Raw genomic sequence first — 17,953 nt, forward strand, 5'->3', positions numbered from 1 at the left:
GCGGGAGCAGCCGACCAACGGTCGGCTCTACCCCGTGTTTGACTCAGCGCCCGGCAACCGCGGCCATGATCGCCTTCTGCACGTGCAGGCGGTTCTCGGCTTCGTTGATGGCGATGCACTGCGGCGAATCCATCACCGCGTCGGTGGCCTTCACGTTGCGGCGCAGCGGCAGGCAGTGGCTGAACACACCGTTGTTGGTCAGCGCCATCTTCCGCTCGTCGACGATGAAGTGCTTGAACTGGTCGCGGATCGGCTTTTCCGGTTCCCAGTTGCCGAAGAACGGCAGCGCGCCCCAGCTCTTGGCGTACACCACGTCGGCACCTGCGTAGGCGCTGTCGATGTCATGGCTGATCTTCAGCGAACCACCGCTCTCGGCCACGTTCTGCTCGGCCCAGCCCATGTAGCGCTCGTCGAGGATGTAGTCGGCGGTCGGGCACAGCAGGGTCACGTCCATGCCCATGCGGGTGGCGATGGTCAGCGCCGAATTGGCCACGGCAGTGTTCAGCGGCTTGGGGTGGTAGGTCCAGGTCAGCACGTACTTCTTGCCGCGCAGGTCCTGGGTGCCGAAGTGCTCCTGCAGGGCCATCACGTGGGCCAGTTCCTGGCACGGGTGGGTGATGGTCTCCATGTTGATGACCGGCACCGGCGAGTACCTGGCGAAGCTGTTGAGGACGATGTCCTGGCGGTCGTAGGCCCAGTCCTGGAACTTCGGGAACGCACGCACGGCGATGATGTCGCAGTAACGGCCCAGCACCTTGGCCACTTCCGCGATGTGCTCTTCCGTATCGCCGTCCATCACCGTACCGAGGTTGAACTCGATCGGCCACGCATCCTTGCCCGGCTGCAGCACCACTGCGTGCGCGCCGAGCTGGAACGCGCCCAGTTCGAAGCTGGTGCGGGTGCGCATGGACGGGTTGAAGAACACCAGCGCGATCGACTTGCCCTTGAGCTGGTCGCCGAGCTTGTTGCGCTTGAACAGCGCGGCCTGGGTCAGCAGCGCGTCGAGCTCGCTGTGGCTCCAGTCCTGGGTGTTCAGGAAGTGCTTGGGGGACATCATCTTTCCTTGCGTGGCGGCGCCGGGTTCGACGCGGTGGAAGGGAAAAGCAGGAACCAAAGGTGGAACGAAAAGGTTGCAGTTGCAGCTTTCAGAACGCAGAAACGAAAAAACCCAGCCGGGCGGCTGGGTTTTTTCGGACGAACAGCAAAAAGCTCCGGTTACCCAGCGAGGATGTGGGGTTCCGGTCGACGCGCACGCGAGGTCATGCCCGACGCCTGTCGGGCTGCGCTGCTGTCGTGCTGGAAGTCGGTGAGCTTCATGGTCAACCATCTTTGCATGCGGCCGGGGCCGACGCAAGGGGCCGGGGTCGCAGAATCAGGGGTTGCTGGCGGTGCCCTGCTCGGGGCCGACCCACGGGGTGATCGACACCCGGATCTTGAGCCGGTTGCCGGGGTCTTCCGGCAGCCGCGAGCGGTACTTGGTGCCCTTGTAGACGTAGTCCACGTCGTAGGCGATGGGCCGGCGGAATTCACGCCCCACCGGCACGATGCGGCAGTCGCGGGTCAGCATCGGGCCATTGTTGGCCGGCGCCGGGGCCGGCGTCTCGGCGGCAACCTCTTCGGACGCCTCTTCATCGCTGCGCTTGAACATCGAGCGCACCGAGTCCCAGAAGCGGCTGATCCGGCCCTTGTCCTCGACCGGCTCCTCGCCGGTCACGTTGACCGGGGCCAGGGTCCGGGTCGAGACCGGCTCGCAGTGCTCCTCGGTGCGGGTCGCGCGCAGGGTCTGGAACACCGGCTCGACGTTCAGCACCTGGGCATAGTCGAACTTCACGTTCTCCACGATCACCACCCGGTTGCGGGGCTCGGCCTCCTGCGCCAGCACCACGGCGGGCAGCGCCGACAGGCAGGCCAGGGTCAGCAACGCGGTGGATTTCATTGGCGATGGGAGCAAGGACACGGCAATAGTGTAGGCAGTGACGAGCGCAAGGGGCTGAACATTACCCGTCCACGCCGCTCCTGCCCACCCCACCTTGGGAGAACCCGCGTCCACCGGTGGCAGCCAGTGCCCCCAAAGGGGCCGACACGTTCTAAAATCGCAGGCTTGTCCCCCAGCCACAGCCCCATGACCCTGCGCCTGCACAACAACCTGACTCGCCAGCTCGAACCGTTCACCCCGCTCGATCCGGCCTGTCCGACCCTGTATGTGTGCGGCCCGACGGTCTACAACTACGTGCACATCGGCAACGCCCGTGGCCCGGTGGTGTTCGGGGTGCTGGCCGACCTGCTGCGGCGGCGCTTCGGCGCACTGCGCTACGCCCGCAACATCACCGACGTCGACGACAAGATCAACACCGCCGCGCGCGAACAGGGGGTGCCGATCAGCACCATCACCGACCGCTTCGCCGCCGCCTACCGTGAAGACATGGCCGCGCTGGGCGTGGTGCCGCCGGACATCGAGCCGGAAGTGACCGCGCACATGCCGCAGATCATCACCATGATCGAGCAGCTGATCGCCAGCGGCCATGCCTACGCCGCCGAAGGCCACGTGCTGTTCGCGGTGGCCAGCTTCGACGGCTACGGCAAGCTCTCGCGCCGTGATCCGGATGAAATGCTGGCCGGCGCCCGCGTCGACGTGGCGCCGTACAAGCGCGACGCCGGCGACTTCGTGCTTTGGAAGCCGTCCAGCGACGACCTGCCCGGCTGGGAATCGCCGTGGGGCCGTGGCCGCCCGGGCTGGCACATCGAGTGCTCGGCGATGGCCGCCGCGCACCTGGGCGAGACCATCGACATCCATGCCGGCGGGGTCGACCTGCAGTTCCCGCACCACGAGAACGAGATCGCGCAGAGCGAGTGCGCCCATGGTGGCAAGATCTTCGCCCGCTTCTGGCTGCACAACGGCATGCTCAACTTCGGCGGCGCCAAGATGAGCAAATCGCTGGGCAACATCGAGCGCGTGCACGACCTGGTGCGCCAGCATCCGCCGGAGGCGCTGCGCCTGGCCCTGCTGTCGGCCCATTACCGGCAGCCGCTGGACTGGTCCGATGGCCTGATCGAGCAATCGGTGCGCACCCTGGACCGCCTGTACGGCACCCTGCGCGAACTGGCGTCGATCGAGGCCAGCGCGGTGATCCCGGCCTCCGTAGAGGCGACCCTGGACGACGACCTGAACACCCCGCAGGCGCTGGCCGAAGTGGCCCGCATCGCCGCCGATGCACGTCGAGCTACCGATCCGGCCGAACAGGCGCGCCTGAAGGGCGAACTGCTCGGCGCGGGCCTGGCGCTGGGCCTGCTGCAGGCCGATCCGGCGCAGTGGTTCGGCACTGCCGCCGGCGATGACGGCGACGATGCGCGCATCCAGGGCCTGATCGACGAGCGCGCCGCGGCCAAGCAGGCGCGCGACTTCGCCCGCTCCGATGCCATCCGCGACCAGCTGGCCGCCGAAGGCATCGTGCTCGAAGACACCCCGCAGGGCGTGCGCTGGTCGCGCAAGCGCGGCTGACCTGCCCTGCCCCGTGGCCGGCCCGCCGGCCACGTCCCCACTGTAGAGACTGCTGTGACCGACTCCCCGTTCCCGCTTGAACCCACCGCCGCCGAGGCCCAGACCGCCATCGCCGAGGAATTCGGCTTCTTCGGCGACTGGTCCGAGCGCTACCAGTACCTGATCGACCTCGGCCGCAAGCTGCCGGCCTTCCCGGAGGAATGGAAGACCGAGGAGCACCGCCTGCTCGGCTGCCAGTCGATGGTCTGGATCGTGCCGGAAGGCAACGCGCAGTCGCTGCGCTTCCATGCCATCAGTGACTCGGCCATCGTCTCCGGCCTGATCTTCCTGGCCCTGCGCGTGTATTCCGGGCGCTCGGCCCAGGAGATCCTGGACACCGAACCGAGCTACATCCAGGACATCGGCCTGGCCCGCCACCTCTCGCCCACCCGCAGCAACGGCGTGGCGGCGATGCTGGCCTTCATCCGCGAGACCGCGCAGGCCCAGCTGCAGCGCGATCCGTCGTGAGCGAACCTGCCACCGCCGAAGACACCGCGCTGGGGCTGCTGTCCCGGCCCGGTTTCGCCAGGCTGCTGGCATACCGCATCTTCGCGATGCTGTCCTACCAGGTGGTCGCGGTCACCGTCGGCTGGCACATCTACGAAGTCACCCGCAATCCGTTCTCGCTGGGCCTGGTCGGCCTGGCCGAGGTACTGCCGTTCTTCTGTGTGGCGCCGTTCGCCGGTTACCTGGTCGACCATCTGCCGCGGCGCCGGCTGGGCATGGTCGCCTGCTCCGGGCTGATCGCCACCGCGCTGGTGCTGACCAGCGTGGCCAAGGGCTGGCTGCCCTTTGAGGGCGTGTGGCCGATCTATGCGGCCATCGCACTGACCGGCATGGTGCGCGCCTTCCTGTCACCGATCTACAACGCCTTGTTCGCCCGCGTGCTGGCCCGCGACCAGTTCGCGCGTGGCGCCGGCCTCGGTGCCGTGGTGTTCCAGGCCGGCATGGTGGCCGGTCCGGCACTGGGCGGCGTGCTGGTCGGCTTCGGAGGCAAGGGCCTGTCCTATGCGGTGGCCACCGTCTTCGCGCTGGTGGCGATGGGGTGCCTGGCCACGTTGAAGGTGGAAGAACCGGTGCACACCGGCCCGGCCGCGCCGATCTTCAGGAGCATCGCCGAAGGCGCGCGCTTCGTGGTGGGCAACCGGATCATGGTCGGCGCGATGGCGCTGGACATGTTCTCGGTGCTGCTGGGTGGCGTGGTGGCGATGCTGCCGGCGTTCCTGCACGAAATCCTGCACCACGGCCCGGAAGGGCTGGGCATCCTGCGCGCGATGCCGGCGCTGGGTTCGGTATGCGTGGGGCTGTGGCTGGCCCGCCACCCACTGCACCGCAATGCCGGCCGCGTGCTGCTGTTCGCGGTGGCCGGCTTCGGCCTGTGCGTGATCGGCTTCGGGCTGTCGCAGCACTTCTGGCTGTCGGCGCTGATCCTGCTGTTCTACGGGGCGTTCGACGGCGTGTCGGTGGTGATCCGCTCGACCATCCTGCAGCTGGCCACGCCGGAGGAAATGCGCGGACGGGTGTCGTCGATCAACGGCATCTTCATCAGTTCGTCCAACGAACTGGGCGCGTTCTACGCCGGCACGATGGCGCGGCTGCTGGGCCTGGTGCCGGCGGTGGTGCTGGGTGGGTTCGCGGTGCTGAGCGTGGCCGGGATCACGGCGTGGAAGAACCCGACGCTGCGGAAGTTGAATCTTCGCGACCTGCAGTAGCTGTTCTGTAGAGTCGAGCCATGCTCGACTGCTTTTCAGAGGCGCCAGTCGAGCATGGCTCGACTCTACAAAAGCCAGGAAGCCCAACAAAAAACCCGGCCGAGGCCGGGTTTTTCGCATGACCAGACAACGACCGGGAATCAGTCGCCCTGCTGCTTCTGCAGGTGCTCCCAACGCTCCTGGGCGTCGATGGTACGCTCGGCGGTCAGTCGCGCTTCCAGGCGCTCCAGGCCGATCTCTTCACCGGTATCCACGCAGTAGCCATAGTCGCCGGCTTCCAGGCGCTTGAGGGTGCTGTCGATCTTGCCGATCAGCTTGCGGTAGCGGTCGCGGGTACGCAGTTCCAGCGAGTTCTCGGTTTCGCGGGTCGCGCGCTCGGCTTCATCGCCGATGTCACGCACTTCCTCGCGCAGGTTCTCGATGGTCTGCTTGGACTCTTCCACCAGGTCCGCACGCCAGTTCTGCAGGCGCTGGCGGAAATACTCCTGCTGCAGCGGGCTCATGTATTCCTCTTCCGAGGACGGCTTGTAGCCAGCCGGCAGGATCGGGCGGCCGGTGGCCTCGTCGGTCTTGTACTCGACCACCTTGTACTTGCTGCGCGGGGCCGGTGCAGCCGAGCGGGCGGCGACGGCCACGGCAACCTTGCCGACAGGGCGCGACACGGTCTTCGGGGCGGAATCGGATTTCACGGCGGTTTTGGCAGGCGATTTCGAAACGGGCACGGGATTCTTGGATTGCGGGGCCTTCGAAGCAACAGGTGCGGCGGCCGGGGCCGGCTTGGGGGCCGGTTGGGCTGCTGCCACTGCCACGGTCTTGGCCGGGACAGGCTTGGCCGGAGCCGGCTTGGCAGCCGGCTTCGGTGCGGACTTCACTACTGGGGCCGGGCTCGGCTTTACGGCCGGCGCAGCAACATTCTTGGTGACCTTCTTTACAACGGCAGGCGTGGCCGCCGGTTTAGCCGCAGCCACCTTCTTCGCGGCAGGCTTGGCGACCGGCTTGGCCGCAGCCTTCTTCACCACCGCCTTCGGCGCCGGCTTGGCTGCTGCCTTCTTCGCTACCGGCTTGGCGGCGGCCTTCTTGACCGGCGCGGCCTTGCCGGCAGCCTTCTTCACCACCGGCGCCTTCTTGCTGGCGGCGGCAGGCTTGGCCTTGGCGGGCGCGGCGGCCTTCTTCGCCACCGGCTTGGTTGCCTTGACCGGCGCTTTCTTTGCGGTGGCCTTCCTGGCCGCCGGTTGCGAGGACGCTGCCTTGGTCGCCGGCTTGCTGGCCGGCTTCTTGGCAACGGGCTTTGCCGCCAACTTCTTCACAACAGGCTTGGCGGTTTTCTTGGCGGCCGTTGCGGCCTTCTTTGCAGTTTTTTTAGCAGCCACGAAACGCTCTTCCTTGGATTCCCCGGGGCCCGGGAAAGCGGGCCTTTATAGCCTACCCGACCCGCAGCAGCAACCTCAGCGGCCCTGCTCCATTCAGTCCTGGAGCCAAGCCAGCCAAGGGGCGGTCCGACGAACACGGACCGCCTTGCGCGGTACGGAACCTAGCCAGCACCCGAAGGTGCTGGTACCGGTCGCAGGCCATCGGCGACATGCGACCAACGGCCCATCCTGCACAAATGCGGCCTTCATGCCAACTGGCATAAGATGACTGGGTGATCTCGCGCCTGCTCATTGCCCTGCTGCGCTTCTACAAGCGCTTCATCAGCCCCCTGCTGGGGCCGCGCTGCCGTTTCGTGCCCAGTTGTTCTGAATACGCGATGGAGGCCATCTCCCTGCATGGCCCGCTGCGCGGCAGCTGGCTGGCTGCGCGCCGCCTGGGACGCTGCCATCCGTTCCATCCCGGCGGCTTCGACCCCGTGCCCGAGTCCCCCAACGCCCCCTCTTGCCGTTGCACAGGAAAACACTGACATGTCCTCCACCCTCATCACCAACGCCCGCATGGTCAACGAAGGCCGCACCTTCGATGGTGACCTGCGCATCGAGAACGGCCGCATCGCGCAGATCGGCAGCGGGTTGACGCCGCGAGACGGCGAGCAGGTGGTGGATGCGGCCGGGCGCTGGCTGCTGCCCGGCATGATCGACGACCAGGTGCACTTCCGCGAACCGGGCCTGACCCACAAGGGCGACATCGCCAGCGAATCGGCTGCCGCCGTGGCCGGTGGCCTGACCAGCTTCATGGACATGCCCAACACCAATCCACCGACGCTGGATTCGACCATCCTGGAAGCCAAGTACGAACTGGCGCGCGGCCGCGCGTGGGCCAACTACGGCTTCTACCACGGCGCCAGCAATGACAACCTAGAAGCAATCCGTGCGCTGGACCCGAAGAAGGCACCCGGCGTGAAGGTGTTCATGGGCGCTTCGACCGGCAACATGCTGGTGGACAACCCGGAAACGCTGGACGCGATCTTCCGCGAATGCCCGACCCCGATCATCACGCACTGCGAAGACACGCCGATGATCGATGCCAATCTGAAGGCCTTCCAGGAAAAGTACGGCGACGCACTGACCCCGGACATGCACCCGGACATCCGTTCGCGCGAAGCCTGCATCAAGTCGACCCGGCTGGCGATGTCGCTGGCACGCAAGCACGGCACCCGCCTGCACGTGCTGCACATCTCCACCGCCGACGAGCTGGCGCTGTTCGAGAAGGGCCCGCTGATCCGCGCCGACGGCAGCCGCAAGCAGATCACCGCCGAAACCTGCGTGCACTTCCTGCACTTCGCACGCCCGGACTATGCGACCAAGGGCAACCTGATCAAATGCAACCCGGCGATCAAGGAAGTGTCCGACCGCGAGGCGATCACCGCCGCGCTGGCCGATGACGTGCTGGACGTGCTGGCCACCGACCACGCCCCGCATACCTGGGAAGAGAAGCAGAAGCCCTATGCGCAGGCGCCGTCGGGCCTGCCGCTGGTGCAGTACGCGCTGGTAGCCGCGCTGGAGCGCGTGCACGAAGGCAAGCTGACCCGCGAGCAGGTGGTGCAGAAGTTCGCCCACGCCCCGGCACAGCTGTTCGATGTCGAGGAGCGCGGCTTCCTGCGCGAGGGCTACTTCGCCGACCTGGTGCTGGTCGAGGACGTGCCGTTCACCGTCAAGCGCGAGGACGTGCTGTCCAAGTGCGGCTGGTCGCCGTTCGAAGGCACCACCTTCCGTTCGCGCATTGCCTCCACCTGGGTCAACGGCCAGCAGGTGTGGGACGGCAGCAAGCTGGTGGGCGAGCCCGCCGGCCAGCGCATGACCTACGACCGCTGATGCGCCCGGCACTGATGATCGGGGCGCTGCTGCTGGCCGCGCCCCTGTTTTCTGCACCCCCGGCGCAGGCACAGGATGGCATCGGCAGCCTGATCGACAGCCGCGTGGTGTTTCCGGCCAGCGCGTCGCAGGGCGCGCTGGTGATCGGCAAGGTGCCCGCCGGCAGCCGCGTGCAGTACGCCGGCCGGCAGTTGCGGGTGAGCGGCTATGGCAGCGTGGTGTTCGGTATCGGCCGCGACGAGAAGGGCCCGCTGCGCGTGCAGGTGCAGCGCCCCGATGGTGGCAGCGAGACCGCGACCATCGCGGTGACGCCACGCGACTGGCCCACCGAACGGGTCAACGGCGTGCCGCCGAAGACGGTCAACCCGCCACCGGCGATTGCCGAGCGGATCAAGCGCGAACAGGCGCAGGTGACTGCCGCGCGTGCCCGCGATGACGACCGCACCGACTTCACCCAGACCTTCATCTGGCCGGTGCAGGGCCGCATCAGCGGCCGCTTCGGCAATGCGCGCGTGTACAACGGGCAGCCCGGTGCAGGTCATTCCGGCATGGACATCGCGGTGCCGACCGGCACGCCGGTGAAGGCGCCGGCCGCCGGCATCGTCACCTTCGCCGGTCCGGACCTGTACCTGACCGGTGGCACGCTGCTGCTCGACCACGGCTTCGGGGTCAGCTCCAACTTCCTGCACCTGTCGCGCATCGACGTGAAGGTCGGTGACCGTGTCGAACAGGGCCAGGTGATCGCCGCCGTCGGCGCCACCGGCCGTGCCACCGGCCCACACCTGCACTGGGGCATGAACTGGTTCGATACCCGCATCGATCCGTTGCTGGTGCTGGAACGGAAGTAGCGGTAGTGCCGGCCGCTGGCCGGCAATTGCATGAATTCCGCAGCGCCGGAGCTGCCGGCCAGCGGCCGGCACTACCAGCGGCGATCAATCAACCGCGCGCGGCCCACCACACACGCAGCAGCGTGCGCACCGGGGTGGCCTCGATCGGCTTGCCCGCAGCCTGTGCGGCCACGCGGGCGCGCGCCAGGCTTGACCAGACGCGGCGCGGGCGCGGGCCCGGCACACGGGTGCCCCAGCCCTTCAGCAGATACTGCGCCCAACGCTGCGCGGCCGTGCCGGCGTCCTCATCCAGCAGGCTGCGCGGTACGCCCGCCACGCCGGCATCCTGCAGACGCTGGGCCAGGGTCTGCAGCTGCACCGCACGCCCGGCACCGGTACGCGGCTTGTCGTTGAACAACGCCGCTTCCACCGCCGCCACCGCGTCGGAATAGTTGGCCAGTGCGCGTTCAGCGCCGGCCGCATCCAGCGCGACCGTGCGCGCTTCAACCAGATCCGGCAGCGCCTCGGCCAGCTGCGCCCACGGTGCACGCGCCGGCTCCAGCAGGCGGCCCAGCGGGTGGCGCGAACGATGCGCGGCCCAGCTGCGCAGCTCCTCGCCCCACCAGGCCAGCTTGGCATCGGCCGGCAACGGATCGCCGCCGGTGTTGAGCATGTCGTCGAATTCCTGCAGCAGCGCGAACCACGCGACCGCGATCTCGCGTTGCGATTCGGCCACGAACGGCGCGGCCACCGACCATTCCGGCCAGCGGCTGCGCCACTTGTCGAGGAAACTGTCCAGCGCGGTACTGCTCACTACGTCATTCCTTACGGCTGGGCCGGTGCTGCCGGCCGGGTCGGCCAGAGGCTGGCCAGTTGCAGAAGTCCGGCGTTCTCGACCAGCACGTCGGCCTGCCAGGCCAGCGGGTCGTCACTGTGCAGGCGGTAGCCCCACAGCGCCGCCACCGAGGGCATGGCGGCGGCACGCGCGGCGAGGATGTCGCGCTCGTCGTCGCCCACGTACACGCAGTCTTCGGCGGCAATGCCGATGGCCTGTGCGGCGTGCAGCAGGGGCAGCGGATGCGGCTTGCGTTCGGCCAGCGTGTCACCGCCGACCAGCACCGCGCAGCGCTGCTGCCAGCCGTACTGCGGCAGGATCAGGCGCGCCAGGTACTCCGGCTTGTTGGTGACGATGCCCCACACCGTACCGGCCTCATCCAGTGCCGCCAGCATGCCGGCCACGCCATCGAACAGCACCGCATGCTGGCCGATCAGCGCTTCGTAGCGCTGCAGGAATTCCGGGACCAGCGCATCGCGCGCGGCGGCATCCAGTTCCGGGAAGGCCGCCGACACCATCGCCCGCGAGCCCTTCGACACCACCGGGCGCAACATCGCCGGATCGATCGGCGCACGGCCACGCTCGGCCAGCATCGCATCGCAGGTGGCGACGAAGTCCGGCGCACTGTCCAGCAGGGTGCCATCCAGATCGAACAGCACCGCGCGCGGGAAGCCGGCCGTGGTCATGCCGGCTTGACCGCGTAAGCCAGGTAGTTGATGTCGGTGCGGCTGCTCAGGCGGGCATGGTTGCGCCACGGCTCGTAGGCCATGCCACTGACATCCACCAGCTGCATGTCGGCCTCGCGCAGCCAGCGCGCCAGCTCGGCCGGCTTGATGAATTCCTGGTAGTGGTGGGTGCCCTTGGGCAGCAACCGTGCCACGTACTCGGCGCCAACGATGGCCACTGCGAAGGCCGCCGCGGTGCGGTTGATGGTCGACAGGAACAGATGGCCACCCGGCTTCAGCAGGCGCTTGCAGGCCTCGATGATCGCGCCCGGGTCGGGCACGTGCTCAAGCATTTCCATGCAGGTGACCACGTCGAAGCTGCCCGGCTGCTCGGCGGCCAGGTCCTCGGCGGCCTGCACGCGGTAATCGACCGTGGCGCCGCTTTCCAGCGCATGCAGGCGCGCGACCTTGACCAGTTCCGGGGCCAGGTCGATGGCGGTGACGTCGGCACCGGCCTGCGCCAATGCCTCGCTCAGCAGGCCACCACCGCAACCGATGTCGAGCACGCGCGCACCGCGCAGTGGCACGCGGTCGGCCACGTACTTCAGCCGCACCGGGTTCAGCGCATGCAGCGGCTTCTGCGGGCCGTCAGCGTCCCACCAGCGGTTGGCCAGCGCGGCGAACTTGTCCAGCTCGGCCTGATCGAAATTGGAGGAAGCGTGGGGGGCAGTCATGAGGGAGTCCTTGCGGCGCCGGGGTTCAGGCGCGGATATGACGGATGCGCTCGCGCCACTGGCGCGCGTTGGCGATGATGCCCGGCAGGTCCATGCCGACCAGCTCGCGCTGCACCAGCTTGGGCTTGCCGGCGATCCAGACATCGCTGACCTGCTGGCGGCCGGTGGCGTAGACCAGCTGCGACAGCACGTTGTGCAGCGGCTGGGTTTCCAGTGCGGACAGGTCGACGCAGACCAGGTCGGCCTGCTTGCCGACTTCGATCGAGCCGATGCGGTCACCGAAGCCCAGCGCGCGCGCGCCGCCCAGGGTGGACGCACGCAGCGTGGTGGCCGCATCCAGCGCGGTGGCATCGTCGGCCACGGCCTTGGCCAGGATCGCCGCGGTGCGGTTCTCGCTGAACATGTCCAGGTCGTTGTTGCTGGCGCAGCCATCGGTGCCGATCGCCAGGTTCACGCCGGCGCGCTGCAGGGCGCAGGCCGGGCAGAAGCCGGAGGCCAGCTTCAGGTTCGATTCCGGGCAGTGCACCACGCTGACGCCACGCTCGGCGCACAGGTGGATTTCCGCGTCGGTCAGCTGGGTCATGTGCACCGCGATCAGGCGGTCGTTGACCAGGCCAAGCCGATCCAGCCGCGCCAGCGGGCGCTGGCCGTGCAGCTTGATCGAATCGGTGATCTCCTGCGCGGTCTCGTGGGTGTGCAGGTGCACCTGCATGTCGAGCTGGTCGGACAGCATCCGCACCCGCTCGAAGTTGGCGTCGTTGACGGTGTACGGCGCATGTGGCGCGAACGCGGTGCCGATCAGCGGATCGGTGCGCCACTGGTCATGCAGTTCACCGGCCTTGGCGAAGTACTCGTCGTCGGTCTTGGCCCAAGCGGTGGGGAAATCGATGATCACCGCGCCGACCAGCGCGCGGAAACCGTGCTTCTTGTAGACCGCGGCCTGCACGTCGCCGAAGAAGTAGTTCTCATTGGCGCAGGTGGTACCGCCACGCAGCATCTCGGCGATGGCCAGCGTGGTGCCGTCGGCGACGAACTCGGGGCCGATCACCGCCGCTTCCACCGGCCAGATGTGCTGCTGCAGCCAGGTCATCAGCGGCAGGTCGTCGGCGACGCCGCGCAGCAGGGTCATCGGGTTGTGGGTGTGCGCGTTGACCAGGCCCGGCATCAGCGCGGCCTCGGGGCGGCTGACCACCTGGGCGGCGCGGAAGCGCGCACGGGCCTCGGTGCGCGGCAGGATGGCCACGATCTCGCTGCCACGCACGGCGACGGCATGGTCCTCCAGCACCACCGCATGTGGCTCGATCGGAACGACATAGCCGGCTTCGATGAGCAGGTCGCAGGCTTCGGGGAGGTGCGGGCTATCGCTCATGCGGGCTCACTGGCTGGGGGGTGGCGGGCCTACGATCCATCGGGGATGGATCGTGGTCATGGCGCCGGGCGATGCCCGGCGCCGTCCCGCAGCCCTCGAGGCCGCGGGGTTGCCGGCCAGCGGCCGGCACTACAGTAAGGTCGGCCTACGGCCGGAACCTTATTTGACGCGTGCGGAGTATTCGCCCGAACGGGTATCAACCTTGATGATTTCGTCCTGGTTGACGAACAGCGGCACGCGGACCACGGCGCCGGTTTCCAGGGTGGCCGGCTTGCCGCCGCCGCCCGAGGTGTCGCCACGGACGCCCGGATCGGTTTCGGTGATCTTCAGTTCGACGAAGTTCGGCGGCTGCACGAAGATCGGCTCGCCGTTCCACAGGGTCACCACGCAGGACTCTTCGCCCTTCAGCCACTTCTCGGCGCCGCCCATGCCGGCCTTGGTGGCCTGGACCTGCTCGAAGGATTCCGGGTCCATGAAGTGCCAGTACTCGCCGTCGCTGTACATGAAGTTCATGTCGGTATCGACGACGTCGGCTGCATCCAGCGAGTCGGTCGACTTCATGGTCACTTCCTGGGTACGGCCGTCCTTGATCAGGCGGTACTTCACGCGGGTGAAGGCCTGGCCCTTGCCCGGCTTGACGTATTCGGTGTCGATGATGACAGCCGGTTGGTTGTTGACCAGGATCTTCATCCCGTTCTTGACGTCGTTCATGCCGTAGCTGGCCATGCGTAAACTCCTGAGTGGCAAAAACGCCGCGGGTGCGGCGAGCCGTTAGAATGGAAAGCCCACCGGATGCCGGTGGGCGACTGTTTTTCTGCCCCCATGATAACCGCAGGCCCCCTCTCCATGCAGCTTTCCGCCTTCCCCCGGCCCCAGTCGCCAGGCGCGCCCGCGCGCTGGCAGCAGCTCTGGCGCCAGGCGCTGCGTGACCCGCACGCCCTGTTGGCCCGGCTGCAGCTGGACCCGGCCGCGCTGGGCGTCTCGGAGGCGGCCATGGCCCAGTTCGCGCTGCGCGTGCCGGAGGGCTTCGTGGCCCGCATGCGCACGGGCGACGCCACCGACCCGCTGCTGCGCCAGGTGCTGCCAATCGACGAGGAAATGCGCCCCGCCCCCGGATTCAGCTTCGATGCGGTGGGTGATGGTGCGGCCAAAAAGGCCACCGGGGTCATCCAGAAGTACCGCGGCCGCGCCCTGCTGGTCGCCACCGGCAGCTGCGCGATCAATTGCCGCTACTGCTTCCGCCGCCACTTCGACTACGGCGCGGAGAATGCGGCCAAGGGCGGCTGGCAGGAAGCAGTCGCCGCCATCGCGGCCGATCCGGACATCGACGAGGTGATCCTGTCCGGCGGCGACCCGTTGTCGCTGGCCACGCACAAGCTGGTCGAACTGACCGACGCACTGCGCGCGATCCCGCACATCCGCCGCCTGCGCATCCACAGCCGCCTGCCGATCGTGCTGCCCGAACGCGTGGACGAGGAACTGCTGGCCTGGCTGGGCAGCCTGCCGTGGCCGCTGGCGATCGTGGTCCACGCCAACCATGCCAATGAATTCGATGCCAACGTGGACGCGGCGATGGCGCGCCTGCGTGGTACGGGTGCGCAGCTGCTGAACCAGGCGGTGCTGCTGCGCGGGGTCAACGACAGCGTGCAGGCCCTGCAGGACCTGAGCGAGCGCAGCTTCGCCGCCGGCGTGCTGCCCTATTACCTGCACCAGCTGGACAAGGTGGAAGGCGTGGCCCACTTCGAAGTGGACGACACCCAGGCCAAGGCACTGATTGCCGGCCTCACCGCACGCCTGTCCGGCTACCTGATCCCGAAGCTGGTGCGCGAACTGCCTGGCGATCCGAGCAAGCGCCCGGTGTAAGAGCACTACCGGGGTCAGATCGCTTTTCCCGTGGAAAAGGGATCTGACCCCAGCACAACGTCAATCTGTCAGACGCCCGACTCGATCATCCGCACCACTTCGGTGGCGGTCACCGGGTGGCTCAGCCAGTAGCCCTGGCCGAGGTCGCAGCCACGCTGGGCCAGCAGCTCGAACTGCGCCTGCTGCTCGATGCCCTCGGCAACCACGGTGATGCCCAGCGCGTGGGCCATCGCGATGATCGCGGTGGTCAGTGCCAGGTCGTCGGGATCACGCTGCATGTCGGCCACGAAGCTCTTGTCGATCTTCACCCCGTCCACCGGCACCTGGCGCAGATGGCTGAGCCCGGAGAAGCCGGTGCCGAAATCATCCAGCCAGACCTTCACGCCCGTCCTGTGCAGCTTGTCCAGCAGCTGCGCGGCGACCATTTCATCGCCGATCACCGCGGTCTCGGTCAGTTCCAGGTGCAGGCGCGACGCCGGCAGCCCGGACTCATGCAGGCACTGTGCGACCAGCGCCGGCAGTTCGCCGCCCCGCAGCTGCCGCGGCGACACGTTGACCGACACGAACAGGTCGTCCCCGGCCACCCCGCGTGGCCACTGCGCAGCCTCCATGCAGGCCGCGCGCAACACCTTCGGGCCGATGATCTCGATCAGCCCGCTCTGCTCGGCCACCTCGATGAACACCGATGGCGGGATCGTACCCAGGGTCGGATGCTGCCAGCGCAGCAGCACCTCGACACCGACCATGCGGCGGTCGCGCATGCGGAAGATCGGCTGGTAGGCCAGGCGCAGTTCGCCGCGCTCCCAGGCCCCGCGCAGTTCCTGCTCCATGTGCACGCGGCGCTCGACCGCATGGTCCATCGCCCGGCTGTAGTAGCGGTAGCAGTTCTTGCCGGCCATCTTCGCCTGGTACATGGCGATGTCACCGTTCTTCAGCAGCGTGGTCGCATCCGCCGCATCGTCCGGGAACAGGGTCACGCCGATGGACGTGCCAAGGAACAGCTCCCGGCCCTGCACCACCAGCGGCTTGCCCAGTTCGCGCACCAGCACTTCGGCCAGCAGCCGCGCGTTGGCAGCAACGTCACCGTCACCAACCAGGATCACGAATTCGTCGCCACCAAAGCGCGCCAGCAGGGCCTCGTCGCCACCGGCTTCGGCTACCGCGCGGCCGATGCGCTGCGCGAACTGCAGCAATGCTTCATCGCCGGCTTCATGACCGAGGGTGTCATTGACCCGCTTGAAATCGTCGATGTCGGCGAACAGCAGGCCCAGCCGATGGTTGGACGCGCGCGCGGCCATCAACCGATGGTCAAGTGCCTCGCGGAAGGCCAGGCGATTGGTCAATCCGGTCAGCGCATCGGTGTAGGCCATGTGCCGCACTTCACGGTCATGGCGGGCGATCGCATCGCGCATGCGGGCAAAGCCACGCACCAGTTCGCCTACTTCGTCATCGCGGGTGTTCTCGGCCAACGGCGTCTGGTAGTCGCCGGCCTCGATGCGGCGGGCGGCCGCGGCCAGATCACGGATCGGCGCGACCAGGGTCCGCTGCACGTACAGGATCACCACTACGCCGATCACCACCAGCAGGCCCAGCATCAGCAGCAGCCAGCCCAGATGACGGCTGCCGGCCTGCTGCAGGCGTTCGCCAAGGGTGGCATTGGCGGCCTGCTCGCGCTGCTGCACTTCGTCCAGCGCCATGCCGACGCGGACTCCGCCGATGCGCTGGTTGCCGATCATGATCGGCATCGTGTTGTCGAGCACCTTGGGCGATTCCTGCACCACCAGTGCCTGTGCGGCAGCAGCCTTGGGCGCCAGCGGGTCGGCCATCTGCTGGCCGAAGCCGGCGACCTCGATCGAGCCGTCGTGCACCAACCGCCCACGTTCGTCGAACACCAGCACATAGCGCACCACCGGCTGCCGCGCGGTACCGCGCACCAGTGCGCCGACCTGGTCCAGGTCGCGGTAGTACAACGGGTTGGCCAGCGAGTCGGACAACTCTCGCGCCATCGCCTCGCCGCGGCTGCGCACGCTGCGGTCGAACAGTTCGTGGATGACACCGCCACTGAGGCTGCGCACCTCGCCCTGCATCGCCGTCTGGCGCCCCAGCAGCACTGCCAGGATCGCGACCACCACGACCATTGCCCCGCCCATCGCCAGCAGGAACCGGGCCTGCATTCCAGAGCCAAGCCACTTCATTCCACTTCCATCCGCACGCGCGTCAATCCTTGTTTCAATTCATCCAACCGCTGCTGCGCATGCGCATCGACACGGTGGAAACCGGAAGTGCCAAAAAACCGATGCAACGCTCCCTGTGCCCGCGGGTCGCTGGCCGCCTGCAGCAGCACTTCCTGCAGGCGATCGCGCACACGCGGATCAAGGTCGGAGCGGACCATCTCCACCGCACGCGGGTACGGCTCGGTGCGCAGCAGCTCGCGGAAGTCGCGCCGGAACGCGGCCGGCACCCGCCGCTCGTCGTTCCAGTCCACGCTGCTCACCGCGCCTACGTCGACCACCCCCTTGTGCACGAACGTCGCGATGTTCAACTCGCTGCGCGCGAACACATATCCCACGCTGTCCCGCCCCGGCATGTCCCAGTCGCCGGCCAGGATCTGCGGCGACAACCCCTCCTGCAGCAAGGTCATCACCGGCACGAGGTAGGCGCTGGTGGACGCCGTGTTCTGCAGCGCCAGGCGATGCCCAGGCAGGTCCCGCATGCGCTGGATCGGGCTGTCGTTGCGCACGAAAAACACTGTCTGGTACTCGCGCACGCCATTGCGTTCGGTCAGCAGCAAGGGCCTTGCGCCGCTGCGCTGGCCCAGCGCCACCGCCGTGCCCGCCGTTTCCGTGACCCAGTCGACCCGCCCCCGCCGCAGATAGCTGGCCATCTGCTGCGGATCGCGTGCCATCAGGATCCTCCCCTCCCTGATGCCGACGTCGTGCATGCGGGCCACCACATAATCCAGCAGGGGCTGCAGCTGCTCGTAATGGGCCTTGGGATCATCGCTGATCCGGCCCAGCACCAGCACCGGGTCCGGCGCTGCACGCACCGTCCCGGCCAGCAGGACCATGGCCAGGCTCAGCAGTCCCCCCTGCATTGCCTTTCGCAGACCCGACACAGGCTTCATCCCCCCTGGGTATCCGAACAGACTACCCGAAAAAATGAGAA

The 17,953-nt window shown here is 67.7% G+C and carries 17 protein-coding genes; 7 read left to right on the top strand and 10 right to left on the bottom strand.

The window, feature by feature from the left end; translation table 11 throughout:
- Positions 1-43: 43 nt before the first annotated feature.
- Positions 44-1,054 (bottom strand): N-acetylornithine carbamoyltransferase, encoded by a 1,011-nt coding sequence (locus N5C18_RS21525; protein ID WP_279945573.1) that lies wholly within the window; start codon positions 1,052-1,054, stop codon positions 44-46.
- A 318-nt stretch (positions 1,055-1,372) separates the two neighbouring features.
- A complete protein-coding gene (locus N5C18_RS21530) occupies positions 1,373-1,936 on the bottom strand; it encodes a hypothetical protein (protein ID WP_049458277.1) in 564 nt (187 codons plus the stop codon).
- Between the two features lie 186 nt (positions 1,937-2,122).
- On the opposite strand from N5C18_RS21530, the gene cysS reads away from it, so the two are divergent.
- The 3 genes from cysS to N5C18_RS21545 are packed head-to-tail and all read left to right on the top strand — an operon-like array spanning position 2,123 to position 5,250.
- A complete protein-coding gene (gene cysS, locus N5C18_RS21535) occupies positions 2,123-3,499 on the top strand; it encodes a cysteine--tRNA ligase (protein ID WP_133935154.1) in 1,377 nt (458 codons plus the stop codon).
- 54 nt (positions 3,500-3,553) lie between these two features.
- A complete protein-coding gene (locus N5C18_RS21540; protein WP_049458275.1) occupies positions 3,554-4,006 on the top strand; it encodes a SufE family protein in 453 nt (150 codons plus the stop codon).
- Entirely contained in the window at positions 4,003-5,250 is a 1,248-nt protein-coding gene (locus tag N5C18_RS21545; protein ID WP_006457191.1) for an MFS transporter, read from the top strand. Before N5C18_RS21540 ends, N5C18_RS21545 begins: the two co-directional genes overlap by 4 nt.
- Before the next feature lie 140 nt (positions 5,251-5,390).
- Here the strand turns inward: N5C18_RS21545 and dksA are convergent, their stop codons facing one another.
- Entirely contained in the window at positions 5,391-6,620 is a 1,230-nt protein-coding gene (dksA, locus tag N5C18_RS21550) for an RNA polymerase-binding protein DksA (protein WP_279945574.1), read from the bottom strand.
- A 272-nt stretch (positions 6,621-6,892) separates the two neighbouring features.
- Between dksA and yidD the strand changes: the two genes are divergently transcribed.
- Genes yidD through N5C18_RS21565 form a run of 3 tightly spaced genes read left to right on the top strand, consistent with a single transcriptional unit; the run spans position 6,893 to position 9,343 of the window.
- On the top strand, positions 6,893-7,147 hold the full coding sequence (gene yidD / locus N5C18_RS21555) for a membrane protein insertion efficiency factor YidD (RefSeq protein ID WP_008266150.1): 255 nt from the start codon (positions 6,893-6,895) through the stop codon (positions 7,145-7,147).
- 1 nt (position 7,148) lies between these two features.
- Positions 7,149-8,495: a dihydroorotase gene (locus tag N5C18_RS21560; RefSeq protein WP_006457238.1), complete on the top strand. Its 1,347-nt coding sequence runs from the start codon at positions 7,149-7,151 to the stop codon at positions 8,493-8,495.
- Entirely contained in the window at positions 8,495-9,343 is an 849-nt protein-coding gene (locus tag N5C18_RS21565) for a M23 family metallopeptidase (protein ID WP_053511829.1), read from the top strand. Before N5C18_RS21560 ends, N5C18_RS21565 begins: the two co-directional genes overlap by 1 nt.
- 88 nt (positions 9,344-9,431) lie before the next feature.
- Here N5C18_RS21565 and N5C18_RS21570 read toward each other — a convergent pair whose 3' ends face one another.
- From N5C18_RS21570 to efp, 5 genes are all read right to left on the bottom strand, one after another.
- Positions 9,432-10,136, bottom strand: a complete 705-nt coding sequence (locus N5C18_RS21570) for a squalene/phytoene synthase family protein (protein WP_053450323.1) — start codon at positions 10,134-10,136, stop codon at positions 9,432-9,434.
- An 11-nt stretch (positions 10,137-10,147) separates the two neighbouring features.
- The gene (locus N5C18_RS21575; protein WP_279945575.1) at positions 10,148-10,843 is read right to left on the bottom strand and encodes a phosphoglycolate phosphatase; all 696 of its coding nucleotides are present in this window, start codon (positions 10,841-10,843) and stop codon (positions 10,148-10,150) included.
- A complete protein-coding gene (gene ubiG / locus N5C18_RS21580) occupies positions 10,840-11,556 on the bottom strand; it encodes a bifunctional 2-polyprenyl-6-hydroxyphenol methylase/3-demethylubiquinol 3-O-methyltransferase UbiG (protein ID WP_049458268.1) in 717 nt (238 codons plus the stop codon). The genes N5C18_RS21575 and ubiG overlap by 4 nt, the downstream gene beginning before the upstream one ends.
- Positions 11,557-11,581: 25 nt before the next feature.
- Positions 11,582-12,925 carry a TRZ/ATZ family hydrolase gene (locus tag N5C18_RS21585; RefSeq protein ID WP_053511833.1) on the bottom strand — a complete coding sequence of 448 codons (1,344 nt, stop codon included), beginning with the start codon at positions 12,923-12,925 and terminating at the stop codon, positions 11,582-11,584.
- A gap of 159 nt (positions 12,926-13,084) precedes the next feature.
- On the bottom strand, positions 13,085-13,651 hold the full coding sequence (gene efp / locus N5C18_RS21590; protein ID WP_006457340.1) for an elongation factor P: 567 nt from the start codon (positions 13,649-13,651) through the stop codon (positions 13,085-13,087).
- Positions 13,652-13,747: 96 nt separating this feature from the next.
- Between efp and epmB the strand changes: the two genes are divergently transcribed.
- On the top strand, positions 13,748-14,788 hold the full coding sequence (gene epmB, locus N5C18_RS21595) for an EF-P beta-lysylation protein EpmB (protein WP_154582934.1): 1,041 nt from the start codon (positions 13,748-13,750) through the stop codon (positions 14,786-14,788).
- 68 nt (positions 14,789-14,856) lie between these two features.
- Here the strand turns inward: epmB and N5C18_RS21600 are convergent, their stop codons facing one another.
- Together N5C18_RS21600 and N5C18_RS21605 are read right to left on the bottom strand one after the other, a co-directional pair.
- Positions 14,857-16,983 carry an EAL domain-containing protein gene (locus tag N5C18_RS21600; RefSeq protein WP_279945576.1) on the bottom strand — a complete coding sequence of 709 codons (2,127 nt, stop codon included), beginning with the start codon at positions 16,981-16,983 and terminating at the stop codon, positions 14,857-14,859.
- Entirely contained in the window at positions 16,980-17,882 is a 903-nt protein-coding gene (locus N5C18_RS21605) for a phosphate/phosphite/phosphonate ABC transporter substrate-binding protein (protein ID WP_230078989.1), read from the bottom strand. The genes N5C18_RS21600 and N5C18_RS21605 overlap by 4 nt, the downstream gene beginning before the upstream one ends.
- Between the last annotated feature and the right edge of the window lie 71 nt (positions 17,883-17,953).

Source organism: Stenotrophomonas sp. GD03930, assembly GCF_029839665.1.
Taxonomy (GTDB): Bacteria; Pseudomonadota; Gammaproteobacteria; order Xanthomonadales; family Xanthomonadaceae; genus Stenotrophomonas; species Stenotrophomonas forensis.

Coding starts and splice junctions, on each gene's coding strand:
- N5C18_RS21575 (WP_279945575.1), bottom strand. CDS start 10,843: ATGACCACGGCCGGCTTCCCGCGCGCGGTGCTGTTCGATCTGGATGGC.
- epmB (WP_154582934.1), top strand. CDS start 13,748: ATGATAACCGCAGGCCCCCTCTCCATGCAGCTTTCCGCCTTCCCCCGG.
- N5C18_RS21585 (WP_053511833.1), bottom strand. CDS start 12,925: ATGAGCGATAGCCCGCACCTCCCCGAAGCCTGCGACCTGCTCATCGAA.
- N5C18_RS21600 (WP_279945576.1), bottom strand. CDS start 16,983: ATGAAGTGGCTTGGCTCTGGAATGCAGGCCCGGTTCCTGCTGGCGATG.
- N5C18_RS21560 (WP_006457238.1), top strand. CDS start 7,149: ATGTCCTCCACCCTCATCACCAACGCCCGCATGGTCAACGAAGGCCGC.
- efp (WP_006457340.1), bottom strand. CDS start 13,651: ATGGCCAGCTACGGCATGAACGACGTCAAGAACGGGATGAAGATCCTG.
- N5C18_RS21565 (WP_053511829.1), top strand. CDS start 8,495: ATGCGCCCGGCACTGATGATCGGGGCGCTGCTGCTGGCCGCGCCCCTG.
- N5C18_RS21530 (WP_049458277.1), bottom strand. CDS start 1,936: ATGAAATCCACCGCGTTGCTGACCCTGGCCTGCCTGTCGGCGCTGCCC.
- N5C18_RS21605 (WP_230078989.1), bottom strand. CDS start 17,882: ATGCAGGGGGGACTGCTGAGCCTGGCCATGGTCCTGCTGGCCGGGACG.
- N5C18_RS21525 (WP_279945573.1), bottom strand. CDS start 1,054: ATGTCCCCCAAGCACTTCCTGAACACCCAGGACTGGAGCCACAGCGAG.
- ubiG (WP_049458268.1), bottom strand. CDS start 11,556: ATGACTGCCCCCCACGCTTCCTCCAATTTCGATCAGGCCGAGCTGGAC.
- cysS (WP_133935154.1), top strand. CDS start 2,123: ATGACCCTGCGCCTGCACAACAACCTGACTCGCCAGCTCGAACCGTTC.